Consider the following 22,491-nt stretch of genomic DNA (forward strand, 5'->3'; position numbering starts at 1 on the left):
TACAAATAAATCCAAGGTTAATTTGCTAACATCTACTCCAATAAAAACTTTTTCCATAACTTTGATTTTAAGATTTTAAAGAGAAACTTATCTAGAGCTCAACTCCTTTATAATGGGTTTTAAACCCGAATTTCTATCTGAGTTTATGATAAGAAGTGTTTAAGTCTAAATCGAAGTATGAGCCACAACTCTGAGTAAATATTAGTTTACTTAAACACTTTTCTCTTTATCTTAAAGTTATCTCTTTTCTTGTTACAAATCTAAAGGAGTGAAAATTTGAAATATTTTGTATCGAGAAGTCTTTTTAATGATAATAAAATTAACTTGTTTTCGATTCAATTTTCTTCGAAAACCACTCAAGCTGACATTAGTTTTCTTGTCTTAAACTCAGGTTGTTTATTTCGCACAAATAACTTTGAATTCCGTTCTTCTATTGTGTTGATGTTGCTCTTCGGAGCAGTTAACGTCGTTTTTACATTCATTTAATAATTTCGTTTCGCCATAACCTTTTGCGATAACTCGACTTCGGCTAAGTCCTTTTGATACTAAATAATTAACCGCCGAATCTGCGCGACCTTGCGATAGCTTTAGGTTGTAATCATCAGAACCTCGAGAGTCTGTATGTGATGATAACTCCAACTTTATTGTTGAGTTTTCGGCTAAGAATTGATAAAGCTTGTCAAGTTCTGGCTTTGCATCCTCACGAATTGCGGTTTTATCAAAATCGTAATTAATGTTTTGCAAGTTAATCGCTTTGTCACAAGTCGCTTCCTCCATACAAACTTGAAGATTGATAAACATTTTTTTAGTTCGATCATTCTTTTTGCCATCAAGATTTTCGGTTTGTGAGAAGTAGTTTCCTTTTTTGCCATAGATGCTGTACAATTCATCTTTTGAAGCCATAAAACTGAAAGTTCCGTTCGCCGAAGTTTTTAGGTTTTTAACTTCAGAAGTTTTTTCATTTTTAAGACTAACACTGGCGTAAGGTAAAGCTTTTTGTGTTTTGCAATCGGTCACTTTTCCTTCGATAAAGAATCTTTCGTCCTCATTTTCTAATTCGAAATACAAAGGTGTTAATGTGAAAATAGTCGTTTTTTCAATCTTTTTTGTGACTAAATTAATGTCGCGATATTTTCCTTTAAGCTCGTAATCATCAGGTTTTACATTATTAAATGTTACCTTTCCGTCTTTATTAGAAGTTCCGTAGTATGCGCGCTGACCTTGACTGTTAAATAATACAACCTCCGAATTTGGAAGCACTTCGCCAGAATATTTGTCTTTCACTAAAACTTCCATTTTGTAAGTGTTTGTCGCAACTTTAGACTTTTTATTTTTGTAAGTATTCCCGAAACGGTACACCAAACCAGCAAAAGCCCCAATAGAATGCGCCTCGTGCTCCAGCGTGCTACGACCTTGGAAGCCTTGTTGTGTGTTGAGGTTATTTTGTCCATTGACTTCCGAATATGGATAATAGCCTGCAATTGTACCTGTTCCGTTTTCTTTAATTTGGAAATGCTGAAGATAATATGCCCCAAAATTTAACCCAAGATTTTCAGTGAAGAAATAATTAAACTCCAACTGTGCTTTTGCACTCGCAACACTTGATACATCGTAACTATTATGTTCGTTGAGTGCAATGTTTTGATTATTAGCGATTCCTGCCAATTGGATATCGCCATTCTTCAAAGTGCTAATACCACCACGAAGTTTGAAAATCATCGAAAGCTCATCAGAAAAATCATGTTTGAAATTAGGGCCAATGCCGACAAACATTCGGTTAAGAGAATTTTCTGAAAGCTGAATGTTATTTAATTTAACATTGTTTAAAAATAAATTATCAGTAGGGTAGGTGCTTTTTGCTGAATTACTTAAATAATTAAAATCTGCTCCCAATCCGAACCAAGTCCAAAAATAGTCAACATTTGCGCCGACATTAAAACCAGGTTTGTAATTGATAAAAGGCGTTTTGTTGTCCAAAGAAGGTACATCGATTCCACCATTAATTCCGATTCGGAAGTTATTGTCAAAGTCGCCATAATATTGCGCTTTTGTAGCAACAAATGAACAGCTTAACAATAAAAAAGCATAGATTTTTTTCACAGAAAAATTTTTGTAAAAATAGGGATTTTATAGTTTTAATTTGTCACAATAAAAAATACAATAAATTATTAATTTTATAATAGAAAATATTTACCTTCATCAAAACTTTTACTATGAAATGGATTTCTCCTTTTTTATTATTTTTTCTTTACGCTTGCGATGTTGGCTACAATGCAAAGTCGGGTATTAATAGTACGCCGAAATCTGCTGAACAGGCTGCTTCTCCAAAAATAATGTATCTCTTTTTCGAAATTGAAAAAGGCAAATCTTCGCCGATTGTTAAGTTACAAGATAAAAAAATAACAGATGGCTTTATTAAATTGGAGGTTTTGGACAATAGGAGAGAACAAATGCCAAATTATCTTAAGATTGATTTGTTAACAGCTGATCAAAAAATTGTAAAAACCTTCTTGCTAGATGATCCGCTTGCGCCTGTCATGGAAAGCTATACACCTACAGGAATGGAAAAAGAGCAAGCCAATTTTGATAAAGCTGAATTTTCGATTAGATACAATCAAGATTCCGACGTGAAGATTACTCAAATTAATATTTATGAAATTAATGGACAAAATACTAGGTTAATACACAATCAAAACTTATAAATTATGAAAAAACTCTCCTTATTATTTGGGATGTTAGGCGGACTTATGTGCGCGCAGACATTCGAAGTTGTACCAGTTTTAGAAAATGGTCCACGCGATAAACGCATCAACCTTGTTATTATGGGCGATGGTTATACAAGCAGCCAGCAAGCGACTTTTACACAAGATGTTGCTAATATTGCAAACTATCTGTTTAGTAAAGCGCCTTATACCAACTACAAGAATTATTTCAATGTTTATGCGATTAAAGTAATCTCGGCGGAATCTGGTGTTAAACATCCAGGGACTGCATCAGACGTAGCAGAACCTGTTATACCGATTTCTAATCCTAATAATTATTTAGGGACCTCTTATGATGTTGGTGGGACACACCGTTGTGTTTACGGAAATGTAAATAAAACATCACAAACTTTAGCTAATAATTTTCCCGATTATGATATGGCGCTAATTGTTGGTAATGATACCGAATATGGTGGTTGTGGTGGTGCATTTGCTTTTTTGTCAAGACACAACCAAGCGCCAGATGTCGCGGTGCACGAGCTAGGCCATTCTTTCGGAAAGTTAGCGGATGAATATTGGTTCTCGGGCAGTGGAGAATCTCCCAATAAAACGAAAAATAATGATCCGGCAACTATAAAATGGAAAAATTGGGTTGGTACTAATAATGTTGGGATCTATCCGTATACCGAAAGTCCAACTTGGTTCCGACCACATCAAAGTTGTGAAATGCGCTATCTTAATCAGCAATTTTGTAACGTTTGTAAAGAGACTTTAATAGAGAAAATCCACGCAACTCAAAATCCAGTAGAATCTTATACGCCGACAAATACAGGAACAATAGGAGCAGAAGAACAAATGAATTTTAATGTTAATCTCATTTTACCAATTCCAAATACTTTGGCTGCTAGTTGGAAGTTAAACGGAACAGCCGTTGGTACTAATTCTGGAACTTTGACTATTAATAAAAATCAGTTGCAAATCGGGAATAATCAATTAACTTTTAACGTAGTTGATAATACTACAGATGTTAGAGTTGACAACCATTCGGCGACGCATTTAACGAGTATTACATGGACGATTAATCGTAGTAATTTGGGTGTGTCAAATGTTGGAAGTCAAATCTATGATTTCGTTGTTTATCCTAATCCAACAAATGATTATTTGCAAATTGGTTCTAAACAGAAGAATCTAGGCGAATTATCAGCGGTGATTACTGATATGTCTGGTCGTGTGATTTCTAAACTTAAATTAAAAGAGTCGGACAATTATAAAGTTGACATGAAGTATCTAGCGAGAGCAACTTATGTTGTAAGCGTTTATAAAGATGCTTCGCTCTTATTTACCAAACAAGTTATTAAAGAATAGACTACAAGCACCGTTAACCAGCGGTGCTTTTTGTTTCTGCTTTTGTCCAGAGCATTTGTAAAGAATCTATTTTTGCTCTTATCTCGCGATGACTTTTGTAGATGGCTTTTTTACCTAGCTTTTCGTTAGCGATATTGGAAAGGATAACAACAGAAGTTTTAGTTTTTGGATAATACATCACCAAAGACGGAGCGCCTTTAACATAGCCAGTGTGGAGATAGGTTTTTGGATTTTCGTCATGAATCATAATTCCGCAACCGTATTTTACCTTTCCTAAAATATAATGATCAAAAGTTTTGGCAGGCTTTACAAAAATTTGAAATGCCGAATCGCTCAATATTTTTCCGTTATACAAAGATCTATTCCAAAGATGAAGGTCATCAACTGTTGACAAAATCCCACCAGCTGCAATCGAAATATTATTTTTATCCAAACGTTTTGGCATGTTTGGGACTTCTTCATTTTGTTTTAAACTTCCAAGATGTGCGCTTGCAAAATTGTTTCCGTTAAAGAGATTTCCTGTTGAAGAATGTGTCATTCCTAACTTTTGGAACAAAGCCATAACATTATCATCATAAGATTTTCCAGTAAGATTTTCGACAATATCGCCTAGACTTTTGTAGCCATCATTAGAATAATGCATCGCTGTTCCTGGTTTGAAAAGAAGTCGCTCTCCAATAAAATTAACGCCAGAAGTGTGATGTAGTAATTGAGCAACGGTGATATCTTGATAAGTTTTTGTCTTATAATCTTGTAGATATTTTGACACTTTATCATCGAGATTAAGTTTTTGTTGCTCATGAAGTTGTAGGATTAAAACACCAGCAAACTGCTTACTGTTCGACGCAATGGGAAAAAGAGTTTGGTTGTCGATTTTTGTTTCAGTTTTAAAATTAGAAAAACCATTGGCGCGCTCATAGATTTTTTTGTTGTCCCAATCTACAGAAACGATGGCATTAAACTTATTTTTTAAAATTATTGAATCTAAAAGCGGTGCGATTTCCGCTGTTTTTTTGGCGAGCGAAATACTGTCTTCAATTCTTTTCTGATCAATAATTTTTTGAGCTTCGACTTCTTTAGCTTTTTTGCAAGATTGAAAACAAATTAGAAAAACGAACAAAAAATAAAAAGGAAAATGATTCTTCAAAATGTGTTTTTGTTTTAAAAATAAGGAAAATATAGAATTCTGAAAAGCAATTTGGTTTTTATCAGATTTCAGACTTAGGATTTGGATGCTTTCTAATCTTAAAAATTTCCAAAAATACTTTTTTATGCGAATCGCAATAAGTTGTAACTTTCGGTATTAAATCTAAATTAATGTTGAGGTATTTGTTAGTTATATTAATTTTCTTTAGCAATTTGTTGTTTTCGCAAAGTGGAAATCAGAACTCGAAAGATCCTAAAGTCATCGAAATCAATAAGTATCTTAAAAAATCAGATGATTTTATTAACGTGAATTTAGATTCGGCGCTTTATTATAGCAAAAAGGCGAATGAGATCATTGATAAACTTTCGACGACCAACAATAAAGTTGATATTTTTGTAAGCCTAGGCAACATTTATCTTAATCGCAGTAATTATGTTGCGTCGTTAGAAAATTATCTAAAAGGCGCCAAAATCGTAGAATCAGAGCTGCTAAAAAATCCTAAGAATGATGAACTTCTAGCTAACAAAATACATTTCTTAATACGTTTCGGGAATGTCGAAATGCAGCAAAATAATCTCAATAAAGCTTCCGAATATTATAATAAAGCGATGCTATTATTGGATGAAGTAAAGCTAAAAAATCTAACGCAAAGTAATATGCTGAAACTTAAAATTCTTAATAATCTAGCGGGAGTTTATTCTAAAAAAAGTGATTTTAGAAAATCTTTGAACTTTATAGAATTAGCAAGAGATATTAACAATAAAGGCGTTAAAGACAAAAATCTAGATTCTCACCTTCTCAATAATTTGGGAATAGCTCATATAGAATTAGGCGATTTTCCTTTGGCAATTTACTATCTCGAGCAATCTTTACAAATTAGAAAAAGTCTAAACGATCAACGTGGTATTGCACAGAGCTACAATAACTTGGGAGAAGCTTATTCCAAAAATAAAAACTATGCAAAGGCAGAATCCTACTTCAAAAATGCATTAGAAATTGGACAGAAAAGTAGTTTTACAGATTCTGTTTTAAAGTCTTTGGAATCTTTAAGTGCATTGTATGAAAAGACCAACAAAACATCTGAAGCTTTTATTAACTATAAAGCTTTTACAAAATTAAAAGATAGTTTGTACAACAACGAAACCGTAAAACATACGTCTCAATTGGAAATGAATTATCGTCTCGAGCGCCAAAAAGAAGCGTATGATTTTGAACTTAAACAAAAGGAAGCGCAAAGAATTAAATTGACAATCATCTATATTTCCGTTTCTGTTGGCCTTTTGTTGTTGTTATGTTTAGCAGGTTTGTGGATTTATATGCAGAAATTGAAAATTAAGAACATCGAGCTTTCCAAAGATAAACTGGAACTGGAGCATAAGAATATTAGTCTTGAAAAAGATAAATTAAAAGAAGAAGTTGCATTTCAGAATCGAGAAATCACCAGCAAGATGATGTTTCTTTTGAAAAAAAATGAATTGATAACCAATATCGGAAACCAGTTGATTGATCTTAAAAAGAATGCATCGCAAGCTAATCAAAAACATATTCAGGATATTATTACAGAAGTTCGGCAGAAAAAAGACAACGATGTTTGGACAGAGTTTGAAACATATTTTACCAAAGTTCATCCTGATTTTTATTCCAATCTTCAAAAATTGTATCCCGATTTAACGCCAAATGAGAAAAAGCTCTGCGCTTTTTTGCGTCTTAATATGTCGACAAAAGATATATCGACCATCACTTATCAGTCACTTAATACCATCACAGTTTCAAGATCGCGCCTTCGGAAAAAGCTAAATATACAAGGAGAAGATACTAATCTAAATAATTTTTTGATGCAGTTATAATGTAATTTTAGCATTTCGTTATTATTTGTTTTAAGTTTGTAAGTTTTTAGTTATTAGTTATTTGTGATTATTTGTACTGTTAATGTAATGTGTTTTTTAGTTAATGTACTGATTTTGTAGGGTGCGAAATTCTTGCTTATTTTTTAGTTAGATGATATTTGTCATAGTCAAATCGGATAAGATAGTTTTGACAAACAACTTTATCAACTAAATAAATATTATGAAGAAATCTACAATTTTGGCATCTTTACTTTTGATGTCTGTTTTCGGAAAAGGACAGGAGAAAATCCGTTTCAATCAATCTGATGATTTTTACAGTATTCAAAAATCTTATAACGCTTCTGGCGAAAAGATTACGATCAATAATAATTTCGCGGAACTTATATCATCAAAGCCGTCAACTCTTAATAATTCCAACAAAAATGAGACACCGCTATTTAGTAGTAGAGCTTGGGGACAGATTTCGAATATCGATGATAATAGCTTAAGAACATTTGAGCTTAACTATACTTTTGGAAGTAATGCAAATGCAACCATCAAGTTATTAAATGATGATCTTGAAACTACTAAGACGATTAATTTTAATCTTCCTAGCACAGCTAATGATGTTCAGGTTCTTTCACAAGCTAGTAAAGATATTGGTCCAAATGACGGTAAGTTGAAATTTATTGTATTCGTGCATTATTTCGAGGGTGGAACTGGTCCGAATTACCAAAAGAATGTCAATTACATTTTTAATGAGGATGGTGAAAAGATTGGCGAGATTCCTGGTATTGGGGCGTTTGTGCGAAGAAAGGCAAATCAAGAGATTAGATTGATAACTAGAAATCTTGATTACCCTACGACAGGAACGTTTTATAAGTTGTATGATCAATCATTCAATTTGAAAAAAGAATACTTCGTAGATAAGTCATTCACGAATGGTTATGCGGGATCTCCATTGTCTTTTATTAATGTTAATGGGCAAGAAAAGTTGGTGCTCTCACAATACGAAAAGCTATTTATGACGCCTTCTCAAGAGGTAACACCTGATAACCATCTAGTAGTGAAAATTGCAGATTTGGACTTTAATTTCGAGAAGGAAGTTAAGTTAAATATTCAATCTAAATATCCAGATAAACCAAAAACTTTTGCTCGTGCCAATTTTGCGACTTTCCCATTAACTAGCCAATTTTCGATTTCCAATCATACTTTTAATAATGATGATCAATTAGAATTTTTGTACGCTATTACTTATCAGGACGTGTTACAAGACAAAATGTGGTCAAATTACTATGTAGCAGATGAAGCTGGTAACATACTTAAAAGTTATGAAGATAATGTTATTGGAGAATTTGCTTTAGCGTCTATAGAAGGAGAAAAAGAGCAGGTAGGTTTTGTAGTAGGAGATGGTAATGTTATTCAACGTTATGATATGTTTGATGTGGCGGATTGGTCAACAAAAGTGTCATTTTCGTCTATCATAAATAATCAGATGTTGAAACCAACATTTAACAGATTCAAAAATCCAGAAAATACGACCAGCTATATTTTTGCTACCAACAATGGTGTGAGAGAAGAAGGTTCAAATATTTCTTATGGACTGGTTAACGAATATTCAGTAACTGGTGAATTCCAAAAAGAAAATAGAATCTACATCGGTATCGATCCTCAAGGCTTTTCTGTAAATTTATCAGACGGATTATTAAGTCCTTACGTGTATAATGAAGATGCAAAACGCGAATTTACTTATGCTTATTTTGCAAAAGTTCCTAATTCTACCAAGTATTATAATACCATGAGTATTGGTACAGGGGATGGCGAAGTACTTTTCAGTAAAGATGGTTTAGGGACGCTAGGTGATGTCAATGGGACAGGATTTTTAAGGGATCATACCAATTCTAGAATTAATAAATTAGGTGTGTATTACAAAATACCAGGAGCAACGATTATTTCTACTGAGTTTTATGATGTTCCGTTTACCAATAATCTTTCGACAAGCAATATTCTTAAAAAAGATATTAGCATCTATATAGATCGTCTTAACAAAACACTTAACTGGACAGAAAATGCTGAGATATACGAAGTCTATAGTATGAGTGGTGCTTTGTTGAAGAGTGGTAAAAATACCAACAAAATTTCTACTGCGGATATGCTAAATGGCGTCTATATTATTAAATTAAAAACAAAGAATTTTCTTAGCACTAAGAAGTTCATCGTAAATTAATTTTTTAAGTTATTTTTTTCGAGGTTGTTTCCGAAAGGGAGCGACCTTTTTTATGTAAATTTCCAAAAATACTTTTTTATGCGAATCGCAATAAGTTGTAACTTTCCGTATAAAATCTAAGTTAATGTTGAGGTATTTGTTAGTTATATTAATTTTCTTTAGCAATCTGTTGTTTTCGCTAACGGGAAAGCAGGAATCAACGGATCCTAACGTCATAGAAATCAATAAGTACCTTAAAAAATCGGACAATTTTATAAAGTCCAATTTAGACTCCGCACTTTATTATAGTAAACGTGCTGATATTTTGATTGGCAAATTACCAGAAGGAATTGAAAAAATTGATGTTTATAAAACATTGGGAAGTATCTATCTTGCAAAGGGAAACTATCCAGCATCACTAGAATATTACATGAAGGCAACTTCTATTAATGATAAACTTTTGCAAAAATCGCCTAAAGATCCATTATTAAATAAAAACAAAATCGAGCTTATTTCCCTTTATGGAAATCTTGATCAGCAACAAGGCGATTTCCAAAAAGCACTACAACATTATGCGGAAGCAGACAAACTTTTGAAGGAACAAAATGTAATTGCTGCTAAAGATGTAAGTTTTCTCCAACTGAAAATCCTTAATAATACAGCAAGTGTCTACATTAAGCAAAAGAATTTCAAAAAGGGAATTGTGCTTTTCGAAAAGGCTTTAAAGATAAACGAAACCTACAATGACAAAACGCTTAACGGCTCGCTATACAACAATATTGGTATCTGTCACATGGAGGAGAAAGAATATGCATTGGCGATTTACTATTATGAACAAGCTCTGAAAATTCGACAAGACTTAAATGACAAACGTGGCATTGCCCAATGTTACAATAATCTTGGAAAATGTTACGCCCTAAGCAAAGATTATCCTCGTGCCGAAACATATTTTGCTGATGCTTTGGCATTAGGAAAAGATATTGGCAATCCCGAATCTATGGTTAATAGCCTAGAGTCGCTAACGGCGCTTTATGATGAAACAGGAAAGTATAAGGAAGCTTATCTAAATTTTTCAAAAATGGTGAAAATTAAAGATAGTCTCTTTAATGAACAGAGTTTGAGAAATGTTGCACAAGTTGAAATGAAATATGCACTCGACAAGCAAAAGGAAAATTTCGAATCAGATTTGGCACTTAAAGAAGCTCAAAATACCAAACAACGTTTTCGTGCATATCTTATTGCTGCTTTGTTAATCGGGGTTTTGGGGATTTTGATATTGTGGATTTACTTACAAAAGTCAAAAATTAAAAATATAAATCTTGAAAACGAAAAGCTCGAGTTGGAGCGAAAGAATTTGTCTTTAGAACGTAACAAACTCAAAGAAGATATCGCTTATCAGGATCGGGAGATGACTAGCAAGGTGATGTTTTTACTTAAGAAGAATGAACTCATTAATTCAATTTCCGATCAATTAATAGAACTTAAAAAGTCTGCTGCAGCGCAAAACCAAAATCGGATCCAAGAGATGATTATGGAAATGCGCCAGAAAAAAGATAATGATGTCTGGACAGAATTTGAAACACATTTTACAAAAGTTAATCCTGAGTTTTATTCTAAACTTCAAAAAATGTTTCCAGATTTGACGCCTAACGAAAAAAAATTGTGCGCTTTTCTTAAGCTCAATTTATCAACTAAAGAGATTTCTGCGATTACCTATCAATCTGTCAATTCGATTATGGTTTCGAGGACACGACTTCGAAAAAAACTCAACATCCAAGGAGAGGATACCAATCTTACCAATTTTTTGATGCAATTGTAATGTAATATATTTAACGTGTTGATATTTAGTGTTTTGTAAAATAATGTATTAAAAATGTAATATAGTTTTTTGTGCTTGTATTAGTATTGTACGAGCAATATTTTGTGAAATTAATTTGTGAATAATAATCTTTGTTCAAGAAAATTTTCGAATACCAAAACAATTATCACATCAAATATTTTTAATTATTATGAAAAGTAAATTACTATTTACAAGTGTATTATTTGCATTATCGGTTAATCAAATTTCAGCACAATACATCAGAACTCAATTTTCGCCTAATGCGATTGGTGTTTCTAACCAAGGTTTAGTTTCTCTTTACAACTCGCCAGGTTCCTACTACATTTGGAATCCAGATACGCAAGACATCGAAAATATTGGTGGTATTGCTCCTGGTAATGGTTATGGTGGTGTTGCTGTTTTTTCTGCTGATGGAAGATATCTATCAGGGACAGCATCCGACGAAAATCCGAACGGAACTGGTCTCAAAGCACAAATGTCTAGATACGATAGCGAAACTAAAACTTGGAAAGTATTAGGTTTTACAGGAATGGGATCAGATCCTAACTCGATGAGTTCTGGTTATTACATCTCTGCTGATGGTAAAACCGTTGGCGGTTTGTCTTACAACTCTAATGGAAACAAAAAATCAGTAGGTTTTGTCTGGAACGAAGATAAAGGACCAATCGAACTAACATCTTCTAATCCTACTAAAAATGCGAGGATTAATGCGATAAGTGGCGATGGTTCTATTGTCGCTGGTTATCAGGATATTGGTGGTCCTTGGAAATCTTCTGTTTGGAAAAGAAAAGCAGATGGAACTTATGAAACTAATAAAATGCTGTTAATCAATCCAAATGGCAGTGCGACTGATAATTATAATCAATTGGGAGAAGTTCGTGCTATCTCACCAGATGGAAAATGGATTGGCGGTAAAAGTGATTTTGCGTTTCCAAATGCGTGGATTTGGAGCGAAGCTACTGGTGTTAAGGATTTGGGTACTTTGACTAACGAAGCAGGTCGAACAGGTTGGGTGACAGCTTTTAATAACGATGCAAGTATTGTTATGGGTTATTATATCGAGAAAAAGGATGTTGACTCACCAGCGATTTATTATCCATTCATTTGGACTCAAAAAGACGGTATTAAAGACCTAAATGATTTTGTACAAAATACGCTTGGTTACGATATGGGAGGTGATAAAATCTATGTTCCTTTAATGATTTCCCCAAATGGAAAATACATTTCTGGTTGGGCGTTTCCATCTAATCTTAGTGAGCAATTAAGAAGTTTCCGCATTCAATTGCCTGATAGTTATTTAGCAACGCAAAACATTGCAGTTAAAAGTGATGTTAAACTATATCCCAATCCTGTAACTGACGTTTTGAATATCGAAACTAAGGACAAAGTAGAATCAGTTAAAATCTACAATGCATCTGGGCAATTGGTTAATCAATCAAAAGTAGATGCTGACAAAAAAGTAAATGTTGCTAGCTTAACAACTGGTGTTTACAATGTTAATGTAACGACGGATAAAGGATCGCAAAGCCATAAAGTCATCAAGAAATAGATCTTTTTCATATATTTATTAAGTTAGGTGAAACATTAATCAATGGGAAAACCTCGCAATCGCGAGGTTTTTTGTTTTTTAATATAAATTATTTAAAAGAATCAATTCTTCTTTCCAACATATTGTAGACCAGCAAGAGCTCCCTTAACATCAACTTCGACACCTTTTTTGCTGACTTTGGTGCCACCCGCTGAAATCTCTCCGTTACTGCTAACTTTTACGCCGCCAGCATTTACGCCTTTTTTACTAACCGAAACATTATCATAATCCGATTGCGAAATACCGAAACATTGAGACTTGTTGTTAAGAGCAATGGCAATTTCATTTTCTTCTTTGTCAAAAATGACGCAACCCAATTTTACAGCATAACCACCAACAGTCTGTGCCGGAACGTTGTATACTGCTTTATCTTCGTCACTTGCATTTGCAATGGCATAAAATGTTGAACCACCAATAAGATTAGAAATCCAAATTTTATTTTTCTGAGTTTTGTCTGGGGTAATTTTGACATCCGTTTGCGCTGCATCTCGTATTTGATCTGGTGCAATTAAAGCCGATTGTGTGTAAGAACCGACCACTGACTGCGCAAATGTCACGCTGAATGCTCCAAGAATTGAAGCTAGTAAAATAATTTTTTTCATCTTTTATTAATTTTAGTATTATAATATTACGATGAAAAACTATTTTTATTTTTAAAAGAAAGTTAAGTTTCTGTTAAACCTTACTCTATATATTATAATAAATATTCTATTTCTTGTTTTAAAATGAACAACAATTTTATTTAAAAATAGAACTACTTATTTTTTTTACCATTCAAATATTATTGCTTCTATAATAAAACCTCTACATTTGAATACTTCAAAAAAAAATAATTATGACTGCAGGTTTCTTAATCGTTCTTGGAATGTTAATTCTATCTTTTATTGCCCCTTTTGTTACGCTTTATGCCGTTGCACAAGTTAGAAAGGGAAATTATGACTTACACGCAAAAATTCAGAAAAGATTGTTCTTTACTTGCGTTGTTGGCGTTTTGGCATTAGAAGGATTAATTAGAGTTTCTGGCGGTTCAGGAAGTTTGGTTGCAAACAGCGAATATTCGAGTACAACTTGGTTTAAAACGCTTCTTGTCGCTCATATTATTGGGGCAGTTCTTACTTATATTATTTGGGGGTTCCAGATTTTTAAATCAATGGGACAACAAAAGAAAACCAATTTACCAGGAAATTTTAGCAACACTCATAAAAAATTAGGTTACTTCGTAATTTTCGGTTTGTTTTATACCGCTATTACAGCATTTTTTGTTTGTCTGTTTGCGTTTTTCTTATAATTATAGATAATAAAAAAACCTCATAAGATTTTGTTTCTTATGAGGTTTTCTTTGCTTTTTGAAAAATATTTTACAAAGCAGATATTCCTGCTTCAGCTACAGCATGGTCATTTTCTACAGTACTTCCGCTTACGCCAATCGCGCCAATAATTTCGCCATTGCTGTTTTTAATCGGAATTCCACCTGGGAAAGTAATTAAACCACCATTTGAATGTTCAATATTGTACAAAGAACCTCCAGGTTGAGATAACTCACCAATAGAGCCTGTATTCATATCGAAGAAACGAGCTGTTTTTGCTTTTTTAATGGAGATATCCAAAGAACCAAGCCAAGCGCCATCCATTCTCACAAATGCAACCAAATTTGCTCCTGCATCTACAATTGCGATATTCATTTTCGTGTTGATAGCCACCGCTTTTTCTTTCGCTGCCGAAATCATTTTTTCAGCATTTTCTAATGTAATATTCATATTCCGAATTTTGGTTAATTACAAATATAACTTAAATTAAATAGATGAAATTGAGTGGCTTGTATAACAAAAAAACCTCACCGATTTCGATGAGGTTTTTATAATTGTTTTAAAGTAATTATTAACAACAGTTAGTAGTAATAATTGCCCGACGACGCTGTCGTCTACATATTTCTTCTGTATTTCCCACCCACTTCGAAAAGAGCGTTGGTAATTTGACCAAGAGAACAGAATTTCACGGCATCCATCATCACTTCGAATAAGTTTTGCTGGTTGATAGCAGCGTGCTGAAGTGTTTTAAGTGCTTCTGCAGATTTGTCGTCGTTAGCATTTTGGAAGTTGTGCAAATTCTCAATTTGCGCTTGCTTTTCCTCCTCAGTCGAACGGATAACTTCACCAGGACGAACCGTTGGTGAACCATCTTTCCCAAGGAACGTATTCACACCGATAATTGGATATTCACCAGTGTGTTTTAGCCATTCGTAATGCATGGATTCTTCTTGGATTTTAGAACGTTGATACATGGTTTCCATCGCACCAAGAACGCCACCTCTTTCTGTAATTCTGTCGAATTCTGCATAAACAGCTTCTTCAACCAAATCCGTCAGCTCTTCAATAATGAATGAACCTTGCAGTGGATTTTCGTTTTTCGCCAAACCTAATTCTTTGTTGATAATCAACTGAATTGCCATCGCACGTCTTACAGATTCTTCTGTCGGCGTGGTAATCGCCTCGTCATACGCATTGGTGTGAAGCGAGTTACAGTTATCATAAATCGCATACAAAGCTTGAAGCGTCGTTCTGATATCGTTAAAATCAATTTCTTGCGCGTGAAGAGAACGACCCGACGTTTGGATATGATATTTCAACATCTGAGAACGCTCGTCAGCACCGTATTTAAACTTCATCGCTTTAGCCCAAAGTCTTCTTGCCACACGACCAATCACCGAATATTCGGGATCGATACCATTGGAAAAGAAGAATGATAGGTTTGGTGCAAAATCATTAATGTCCATTCCACGAGACAAATAATATTCAACATACGTGAAACCATTTGCCAACGTAAATGCCAACTGCGAAATAGGATTCGCGCCGGCTTCTGCAATGTGATAACCAGAAATTGAAACCGAGTAGAAGTTTCTTACTTTATTTTTAATGAAATATTCCTGAACGTCTCCCATCAATCGCAATGCAAATTCTGTTGAGAAAATACAAGTATTTTGAGCTTGATCTTCCTTCAAAATATCGGCTTGAACCGTTCCACGAACTGTTGCGATTGTTTCGGCTTTAATTTTAGCATAAACATCTGCAGGAACTACTTCGTCGCCTGTTAAACCTAATAATTTCAGTCCAAGCCCGTTGTTAGATGGTGGCAATTCGCCGTTGTATTCTGGACGTTTCAGACCTTTAGCATCGAATTTTGCTTTTAAAGCTTCTTCAATTTTGCCTTCAAGTCCGTTTTGTTCCAAATATTTCTCCACATTTTGGTCGATTGCAGCATTCATGAAAAATGCCAACAACATTGGAGCAGGACCATTAATCGTCATTGAAACCGACGTCAATGCATTAATTAAATCAAATCCTGAATATAATTTTTTGGCATCATCCAAAGTTGCAATCGAAACTCCAGCGTTACCAATTTTTCCATAAATATCTGGCGGTAAAGCGGGATCTTGACCATAAAGCGTCACCGAGTCAAATGCCGTTGACAAACGTTTTGCAGGCATTTCCGCAGAAACATAATGGAAACGTCTGTTAGTTCTTTCGGGACCACCTTCACCTGCGAACATTCTCGTTGGATCTTCCCCTGTTCTTTTAAAAGGATAAATTCCCGCCGTGTAAGGGAAACTTCCTGGAAGATTTTCTTGACCCTTCCATGCAATTAAATCGCCCCAATCATGGTATTTTGGAAGTGCAATTTTCGGGATTTTAAGATGTGATAAAGATTCTGTTGACGTTTCAACTTTAATTTCTTTTCCTCTTACGAAATAAGAATAAAACTCCTCGTGGAAAGCCTTTTTGGTATCATCCCAAGTTTTTAGGAAATCGATATTTTCTTGCTGAAGTTCTTTTTCTGCTTTTTGGAATTCAGCATCTAAAACTTCATTTTGAATTAAATTTTTAACACCATCAATATGGTACATTTTACGAGCCAAATCTGCTTGCTTCAAAACTTTTTGGTCGTATTGTGTGTTGTTCTCAACGATTTCGGAAAGATAACGAACTCTTTTCCCAGGAATAATCGTCGTATCACTCGTAATTTCTTGTTCTAAAAACTCTTGAAGACCTGTTGAACTAAATTTTTCGTTTACTTTTTTAACCAAAGTATTGAATAATTCTGTTGTTCCGTGATCATTGAACTGAGACGCTTTTGTAGCGAAAACCGGCATTTCGTCCAATTGATTTTCCCAAAGCAAATGATTTCTTTGGAACTGCTTTCTTACCGCTTGCAAGGCATCCAAAGCACCACGCTTATCGGATTTATTTAAAGCAATTAAATCGGCGTAATCCAACATGTCGATTTTCTCCAATTGCGTTGAAGCACCGTATTCAGGCGTCATCACGTACATTGAAACATCAGCAATATCCGAAACTTCAGAACCTGATTGACCGATACCCGAAGTTTCCAAAATAATAACATCAGGATGAGCCAATTTTAAAACATTCAAAGCGGTATGAACGAAAGGCGAAACCGAAACGTTGTTCTCACGCGTCGCCATCGAACGCATAAATACGCGCGGATCGTTGATGGAATTCATACGAATTCTGTCCCCTAAAAGTGCTCCACCTGTCTTCTTTTTAGATGGGTCGATTGAGATAATTGCGATTTTTTTATCTGGATTCGAGCGTAAGAAACGTCTCACCAATTCGTCTGTTAATGAAGATTTACCCGCACCACCAGTTCCTGTAATCCCGACAATAGGAATATTTAAATCTTTAGCTTTTTCATTGATTGCTGTGACCAATTCTGGTTTTTCCTCAGAGAAATTTTCAACCGCAGAGATGATTTGCGCCAACTTCGCTGAATCTTCAAACTTCAAATCATTAACATCAGCAGCTGTAATTTTTTCACCTGTTGCGAAGTCTGATCTTTTCACCAAATCATCAATCATCCCTTGAAGACCAAGCTCGCGACCATCGTCTGGAGAATAAATTCTGTCCACACCATAATCCATCAAATCTTTGATTTCTTCGGGAAGAATAACACCGCCACCGCCACCAAAAATCTTGATTTGTGGTGAGTTTTTCTCTCTCAAAAGATCATAAATGTATTTGAAATACTCGTTGTGACCACCTTGATACGACGTCAACGCAATGGCATTGGCGTCTTCCTGAATCGCAGTGTTTACCACTTCTTCCGCAGATTTATCGTGTCCGAGGTGGATCACTTCGCATCCCGAACCTTGGATCACACGACGCATAATATTAATCGCTGCATCGTGCCCGTCGAAAAGCGCCGCCGCAGTTACAATTCTAACCTTATTGTTAGGGGTGTATTTTTGGTTTTCCATATTCAATTTAGTAACCTTCAAATATAATGAATTCGACTGATTTATTCAAAGCATAAAAAAGCGTGAAGATATTGTTAAAGTTGTAAGCTTTCTTTTAAGAATCGATGTTTATTCATTATTTTTATCACGCAAAAAAATAAATTATGAAAAAGTTATTACTCTCGGCTTTTTTTGCCGTTAGTTTCAGTATTTCTGTATTTGGGCAAGAGATTACCTACTTCGATGAAGATTGGCAGCCAACTAAGAAAGAAAATATGAGCTATTATCGAGAAGCTTATAAACAAGGTCAAGAAACTTTAATTAAAGATTTTTACAAAAACGGAACCTTACAAATGGAAGGTACGGCTATTGATCCAACGCCTGGATCAGAAGTCTATAACGGGAAAGTGACTTGGTATTACCCAGACGGAAAGCCGCAAAGCATCACCGAATTTAAAAATGGAGAAATATCGGGTATGTCCAAAGGTTATGACACCAAAGGTCGCTTGATAGAAGATATTGTCTTTAGTGGAGAAGGCACCATGACTGGTAAGCATTATAGCTACAGTGATAAAGAACTCGAGACCGAATATAATAGTGTGACAGAATTTAAAAATGGTGATGTTGTGTATTCTCGTGTTTTCTTGAGCGAAGAAAATCCAATGGGTTACGAGTCTTTTTATAAAGATGGTAGTGAGACCGAAACAAAGTTTTATGGTCCGAAAGGTAAGCTTATTGGTAGTCGAAAAATGGATGCCGATTATAAAATAAAAGGTATTGATGTCTCGTTTGCCTACAATCCTTTCAGAATTAACCGTGTTGATCAATATGATAAAAATGGCGAGATAAAATCTTACGAACTCTTTTATATAACTGGCGAAAAAGCGCAAGAATATTCAAAAAAGAATAAAGAAGCCAGTAAGATTACTTTTAATAAAGAAGGAAAACAAATCGCAAAAGTTAATTATAAAACTAATCCTGACTTAAGCTATTTGATGGAGTATTCGGGAGAAGATTATACGTTTGGTTATGATAATGATGCTGTTATGACGATTAGCGTTTATGACAATTTTAAAACCAAAAATCTTAAAAATTTTGATGAAGCAGGAAAATTAAAAGATGAAACGGTATATGATGAGGACATGATCAAAGAAGTTATTTATTATAATCCTGACCAAAGTGTTAAGTCAAAATTAATCTATGTTGATGGAAGTCCTAGCGATGGCGAAATGTATGATAATAATGTGACATCCAAGTACGAAAAAGGGATTATGGTGTATTCTAAAGCGACTTATCCAGAAACGGGAAATACAGCTTACGAGTCTAAATATGATCCTGTTTTGAAAACATTTAATACTAATGTTTATGACGAAAACAAAAATTTAACCTATAGTTATAAGCGTTTTGAAGGGTCGTATAATTTTAGTGGAGAAGTTACGCAATACAAAAATGGTAAACAGATTTCTAAAGCCACTGTTAATGAAGGATTGCTAGTACACGGCAAATTGAGATATAAAGACTATTATGGAGAAATCGAACAAGAGATAAAGGATAAGTGGTTGTATACTAGAAAATATACCGAGAAAGGCTTGATGTTTTCGGAGTCAAAAGAGCTTTTAAAAATCGAAGATGACGAATATTACCAACCAACTTCTTATATTTACGAAGAATTTTTGTTAGGTCGAAATTAGATGAAGCGAGCACTTATATATTTAGTAGTAGGAACATTGTTGAGTTTCTTATTTCAGTATTTTTTATCGGGAACAGGCTTGCCAAAAGTAGATTTGTATTATGCATTTGCTTTTGGATTAGGTTGGGGAATGGCGTATTATGTTGACCGCCCAGACTGGGAACTTCCTAAAAAAATGGGATTTTCGTTAATAGGCGTCGTGTTATTGGTAGCGATTGGTTTTGCGTTTTTCAATTTTGAAATTGCGATTCCTTCTATTATCAGATTCTCGACGGTTTTTGTCGCTTATTACTTAATAGCAAGTTTCCGAGACAGCAAGTCATTGCGACAATAGGATTTAATTTTAATCATATTTAAAAAAAGAAAGCGCCTCAATTTATTTTGAAGCGCTTTTTTGTTTATTAAATATTGAATTAATGCATCATAATAAAACTAATGAGGCCAACTGCCACCACTAAAAAGGAGAATGCAAAAGCATTTAGTAAAAATATAAACCATCCTATCAATATGCTAATAATGCCATGCGATTTGTAAACGCGATGATGTGCGATAAAGAAATAGATACCGCTATAGATCATTAATAGGACTAGAAAGAAATTAACGATCTGTGCTAAAAATTCGTTAGTTCCCATAGCGCTGCTAAGTTTTATACCTAATCCAGCAATTAAAATTGTTAGTAATAAAAACGAAAAATAATGCAGTGTAAAAATACCATGATCGAAATACCACCATTTTTTCTTGTTGTGGAAAATCCATAAAAAGAATGCAAAAATCGGAAGATAGATGAACAATGCCTTCGGTAGATTGTGGAAAGAGGTTTGTAAAATTTTGGTGTAGATTTCACCTTTTTTGACACCTTGTTCTTTTAGTTCAAAATATTTGTGAGCGAATGCATCTTGTAGCCATGTCAAACCTGCGATTTTATTTTTTGTGCCTTTGTCATAATCCTCTTGTGTTTTGTAACCAAGAAAACTACCATCTTCGCCAATGCCATTATCAGCATCAATTAAGTCTTTCAAGTCAAAACTAACATCTTCATCTGTACTATTTTTATTAAAGGTTGCTCTTAGAGAATCAATTTTGTTATTAACAATAGAGTTGGAAAGTTGCTTATCATCGTTATTTTTGAGACTTTCTAACGCTTCCATTAAGATTTCGCGTTTTGCTTGTGATTCTTTCTTTGCAGCGGTGGCTTCACTTTGTGTTTTGTACGGATTATGGGTATTATCAAAATGAATAGTTGGGAAAAACGTAAATACGAAAAATGTGATGAAACTGACAAAAATGTATAACTTAACTGGTGGGACGAATATTTGACGTTTGCCTTCTAAATAGGTGTTGGTAAGCTTTCCTGGTTTGAAAAGAAGATTTTTAATTGTTCCCCAGAATTGTCCGTCATAGTGTGTTAAATCCTCTATGAAATGGGTGAATAAAAAATGAAATGGTTGTCTTGTTTCTGTATTTTCTTGACCGCAATGTGGACAAAATCTTTCTTCTACGTAATGTCCGCAATTAAGACAATCTTTCTCATGCCTGATTTTTCCGTGGCTCATAATGTGATGATGTTTTCAGACGCAAATATAATTTTTCTGTTCAAATGATATTTAGAAAAAATGATGAACGGTAAATGAATTTGTCTGTTTTTTATGAAATTTTGTTTCTTTTAAATCCTATTTTGTTTTTAAAGTATTTCTAATATTAAATTTTAACCTTCAAAAAATGCAGACAATTCATTATTTAAGGCGTTGAACGAGATAATAATTTTTAGAAATTTTGAAAAGGATTTTTTATTCCAAAAATATTACTTACCTTTGCACACCTTTTATAGGGAAAAATTATGTTTAATCGTAAACGATAAATTGTGAATACATTAAGTTACAAAACCGTATCGGCAAACAAAGCTACTGCAAATAAAGAATGGGTTGTAGTAGACGCTGCTGGGCAACCATTAGGACGTATGGCTTCTAAAGTTGCAAAGATTTTGAGAGGTAAGCACAAAACGAATTACACACCACATGCAGATTGTGGAGATAACGTAATCGTTTTGAATGCAGAGAAAGTAGAACTTTCAGGAAACAAGTGGGATGATAAGACTTATATCTGGCATACAGGATATCCAGGTGGACAAAAGTCTATGACTGCTGCTGAACTTATGAAAAAAGACAACCTAAAAGTTGTTCAAAAAGCAGTTAAAGGGATGCTTCCAAAAAACAGATTGGGTAGCGCTATCCTTAAAAACCTTCATGTATATGTAGGGACTGAGCATAAGCACGAAGCTCAACAGCCAAAAGTAATCAACCTTAACGAATTTAAATAATAAGTATGTCTACAGTACACAAAATCGGAAGAAGAAAAACTTCTGTAGCTAGAGTATACGTAAAACCAGGTGCTGGTAACATCACTATTAATGGTAAAGACGTTAAAGAATACTTCGGTACAGATGTTTTAGTATATAAAACCAACCAACCATTTTTATTAACAGAAACTGTAGGTCAGTATGACGTAACAGTTAATGTTTTCGGTGGTGGTATCACAGGTCAAGCTGAAGCTATCAGATTAGGCGTTTCAAGAGCTCTTTGCGAAATCAACGAAGAATTCAGAGGGATGTTAAAACCTCACGGTGTTCTTACTAGAGATTCTAGAATGGTTGAAAGAAAGAAACCAGGTCAGAAAAAAGCAAGAAAGAGATTCCAATTCTCAAAACGTTAATTTTTTTCAGACATCAGATTGGAGATGTCAGATTTCAGATTTTTTGTCTGCTGTCTCATATCTAAAATCTATTAATCTAATTTTAAAAATTGCCCGTTACGTTTAGCATCCAAACGCTTCTCCCATCTATAGAAGTTGTTGATTGTTTAAGAAACGGAAAGTAAACTAAC

Annotated in this window: 17 protein-coding genes; 11 read left to right on the forward strand and 6 right to left on the reverse strand. The window is 34.2% G+C overall.

What is annotated here, in order from left to right; translation table 11 throughout:
* Positions 1-396: 396 nt before the first annotated feature.
* On the reverse strand, positions 397-2,100 hold the full coding sequence (locus B5X62_RS10205) for an OmpA family protein (RefSeq protein WP_079667327.1): 1,704 nt from the start codon (positions 2,098-2,100) through the stop codon (positions 397-399).
* Between the two features lie 113 nt (positions 2,101-2,213).
* Here B5X62_RS10205 and B5X62_RS10210 point away from each other — a divergent pair, with 113 nt between their 5' ends.
* Together B5X62_RS10210 and B5X62_RS10215 are read left to right on the forward strand one after the other, a co-directional pair.
* On the forward strand, positions 2,214-2,702 hold the full coding sequence (locus tag B5X62_RS10210; RefSeq protein ID WP_079667328.1) for a hypothetical protein: 489 nt from the start codon (positions 2,214-2,216) through the stop codon (positions 2,700-2,702).
* A gap of 3 nt (positions 2,703-2,705) precedes the next feature.
* Positions 2,706-4,067, forward strand: coding sequence for a M64 family metallopeptidase (locus tag B5X62_RS10215; RefSeq protein WP_079667329.1), 1,362 nt, complete (start codon positions 2,706-2,708; stop codon positions 4,065-4,067).
* Positions 4,068-4,080: 13 nt separating this feature from the next.
* On the opposite strand, the gene B5X62_RS10220 is transcribed toward B5X62_RS10215, so the two are convergent.
* Positions 4,081-5,214 (reverse strand): serine hydrolase domain-containing protein, encoded by a 1,134-nt coding sequence (locus B5X62_RS10220; RefSeq protein ID WP_079667330.1) that lies wholly within the window; start codon positions 5,212-5,214, stop codon positions 4,081-4,083.
* A gap of 170 nt (positions 5,215-5,384) precedes the next feature.
* Here B5X62_RS10220 and B5X62_RS10225 point away from each other — a divergent pair, with 170 nt between their 5' ends.
* The 4 genes from B5X62_RS10225 to B5X62_RS10240 all read left to right on the forward strand — a co-directional run bounded on the left by B5X62_RS10225 (position 5,385) and on the right by B5X62_RS10240 (position 12,635).
* Positions 5,385-7,061: a tetratricopeptide repeat protein gene (locus B5X62_RS10225; protein ID WP_079667331.1), complete on the forward strand. Its 1,677-nt coding sequence runs from the start codon at positions 5,385-5,387 to the stop codon at positions 7,059-7,061.
* 220 nt (positions 7,062-7,281) lie between these two features.
* The gene (locus tag B5X62_RS10230; protein ID WP_079667332.1) at positions 7,282-9,267 is read left to right on the forward strand and encodes a T9SS type A sorting domain-containing protein; all 1,986 of its coding nucleotides are present in this window, start codon (positions 7,282-7,284) and stop codon (positions 9,265-9,267) included.
* Positions 9,268-9,391: 124 nt separating this feature from the next.
* On the forward strand, positions 9,392-11,065 hold the full coding sequence (locus B5X62_RS10235; RefSeq protein ID WP_079667333.1) for a tetratricopeptide repeat protein: 1,674 nt from the start codon (positions 9,392-9,394) through the stop codon (positions 11,063-11,065).
* 190 nt (positions 11,066-11,255) lie between these two features.
* Positions 11,256-12,635, forward strand: coding sequence for a T9SS type A sorting domain-containing protein (locus tag B5X62_RS10240; protein WP_079667334.1), 1,380 nt, complete (start codon positions 11,256-11,258; stop codon positions 12,633-12,635).
* Between the two features lie 101 nt (positions 12,636-12,736).
* On the opposite strand, the gene B5X62_RS10245 is transcribed toward B5X62_RS10240, so the two are convergent.
* Complete coding sequence (locus tag B5X62_RS10245) at positions 12,737-13,276, reverse strand: hypothetical protein (protein WP_079667335.1); 540 nt, start codon at positions 13,274-13,276, stop codon at positions 12,737-12,739.
* 233 nt (positions 13,277-13,509) lie between these two features.
* Between B5X62_RS10245 and B5X62_RS10250 the strand changes: the two genes are divergently transcribed.
* A complete protein-coding gene (locus B5X62_RS10250) occupies positions 13,510-13,962 on the forward strand; it encodes a DUF420 domain-containing protein (protein WP_079667336.1) in 453 nt (150 codons plus the stop codon).
* Between the two features lie 70 nt (positions 13,963-14,032).
* On the opposite strand, the gene B5X62_RS10255 is transcribed toward B5X62_RS10250, so the two are convergent.
* Together B5X62_RS10255 and B5X62_RS10260 are read right to left on the reverse strand one after the other, a co-directional pair.
* Complete coding sequence (locus B5X62_RS10255; RefSeq protein ID WP_079667337.1) at positions 14,033-14,431, reverse strand: GlcG/HbpS family heme-binding protein; 399 nt, start codon at positions 14,429-14,431, stop codon at positions 14,033-14,035.
* A gap of 164 nt (positions 14,432-14,595) precedes the next feature.
* Positions 14,596-17,943 carry a methylmalonyl-CoA mutase family protein gene (locus tag B5X62_RS10260; RefSeq protein ID WP_079667338.1) on the reverse strand — a complete coding sequence of 1,116 codons (3,348 nt, stop codon included), beginning with the start codon at positions 17,941-17,943 and terminating at the stop codon, positions 14,596-14,598.
* 143 nt (positions 17,944-18,086) lie between these two features.
* On the opposite strand from B5X62_RS10260, the gene B5X62_RS10265 reads away from it, so the two are divergent.
* Together B5X62_RS10265 and B5X62_RS10270 are read left to right on the forward strand one after the other, a co-directional pair.
* Positions 18,087-19,613: a toxin-antitoxin system YwqK family antitoxin gene (locus tag B5X62_RS10265; RefSeq protein ID WP_079667339.1), complete on the forward strand. Its 1,527-nt coding sequence runs from the start codon at positions 18,087-18,089 to the stop codon at positions 19,611-19,613.
* Positions 19,614-19,946, forward strand: a complete 333-nt coding sequence (locus B5X62_RS10270) for a hypothetical protein (RefSeq protein ID WP_079667340.1) — start codon at positions 19,614-19,616, stop codon at positions 19,944-19,946.
* Positions 19,947-20,025: 79 nt separating this feature from the next.
* Here B5X62_RS10270 and B5X62_RS10275 read toward each other — a convergent pair whose 3' ends face one another.
* Positions 20,026-21,165: a DUF3667 domain-containing protein gene (locus B5X62_RS10275; protein WP_079667341.1), complete on the reverse strand. Its 1,140-nt coding sequence runs from the start codon at positions 21,163-21,165 to the stop codon at positions 20,026-20,028.
* Positions 21,166-21,473: 308 nt separating this feature from the next.
* Between B5X62_RS10275 and rplM the strand changes: the two genes are divergently transcribed.
* Positions 21,474-21,929, forward strand: a complete 456-nt coding sequence (gene rplM / locus B5X62_RS10280; RefSeq protein ID WP_079667342.1) for a 50S ribosomal protein L13 — start codon at positions 21,474-21,476, stop codon at positions 21,927-21,929.
* Between the two features lie 5 nt (positions 21,930-21,934).
* Positions 21,935-22,321: a 30S ribosomal protein S9 gene (gene rpsI / locus B5X62_RS10285; RefSeq protein ID WP_079667343.1), complete on the forward strand. Its 387-nt coding sequence runs from the start codon at positions 21,935-21,937 to the stop codon at positions 22,319-22,321.
* The last annotated feature ends 170 nt before the right edge of the window (positions 22,322-22,491 follow it).

Source organism: Soonwooa buanensis (genome assembly GCF_900167905.1).
Classification (GTDB): Bacteria; Bacteroidota; Bacteroidia; order Flavobacteriales; family Weeksellaceae; genus Soonwooa; species Soonwooa buanensis.

What these genes read in the sequence shown, in the direction of transcription:
- B5X62_RS10210 (WP_079667328.1), top strand. Translation starts at nt 2,214, where the DNA reads ATGAAATGGATTTCTCCTTTTTTATTATTTTTTCTTTACGCTTGCGAT.
- B5X62_RS10215 (WP_079667329.1), top strand. Translation starts at nt 2,706, where the DNA reads ATGAAAAAACTCTCCTTATTATTTGGGATGTTAGGCGGACTTATGTGC.
- B5X62_RS10225 (WP_079667331.1), top strand. Translation starts at nt 5,385, where the DNA reads ATGTTGAGGTATTTGTTAGTTATATTAATTTTCTTTAGCAATTTGTTG.
- B5X62_RS10230 (WP_079667332.1), top strand. Translation starts at nt 7,282, where the DNA reads ATGAAGAAATCTACAATTTTGGCATCTTTACTTTTGATGTCTGTTTTC.
- B5X62_RS10235 (WP_079667333.1), top strand. Translation starts at nt 9,392, where the DNA reads ATGTTGAGGTATTTGTTAGTTATATTAATTTTCTTTAGCAATCTGTTG.
- B5X62_RS10240 (WP_079667334.1), top strand. Translation starts at nt 11,256, where the DNA reads ATGAAAAGTAAATTACTATTTACAAGTGTATTATTTGCATTATCGGTT.
- B5X62_RS10245 (WP_079667335.1), bottom strand. Translation starts at nt 13,276, where the DNA reads ATGAAAAAAATTATTTTACTAGCTTCAATTCTTGGAGCATTCAGCGTG.
- B5X62_RS10250 (WP_079667336.1), top strand. Translation starts at nt 13,510, where the DNA reads ATGACTGCAGGTTTCTTAATCGTTCTTGGAATGTTAATTCTATCTTTT.
- B5X62_RS10255 (WP_079667337.1), bottom strand. Translation starts at nt 14,431, where the DNA reads ATGAATATTACATTAGAAAATGCTGAAAAAATGATTTCGGCAGCGAAA.
- B5X62_RS10260 (WP_079667338.1), bottom strand. Translation starts at nt 17,943, where the DNA reads ATGGAAAACCAAAAATACACCCCTAACAATAAGGTTAGAATTGTAACT.
- B5X62_RS10265 (WP_079667339.1), top strand. Translation starts at nt 18,087, where the DNA reads ATGAAAAAGTTATTACTCTCGGCTTTTTTTGCCGTTAGTTTCAGTATT.
- B5X62_RS10270 (WP_079667340.1), top strand. Translation starts at nt 19,614, where the DNA reads ATGAAGCGAGCACTTATATATTTAGTAGTAGGAACATTGTTGAGTTTC.
- B5X62_RS10275 (WP_079667341.1), bottom strand. Translation starts at nt 21,165, where the DNA reads ATGAGCCACGGAAAAATCAGGCATGAGAAAGATTGTCTTAATTGCGGA.
- rpsI (WP_079667343.1), top strand. Translation starts at nt 21,935, where the DNA reads ATGTCTACAGTACACAAAATCGGAAGAAGAAAAACTTCTGTAGCTAGA.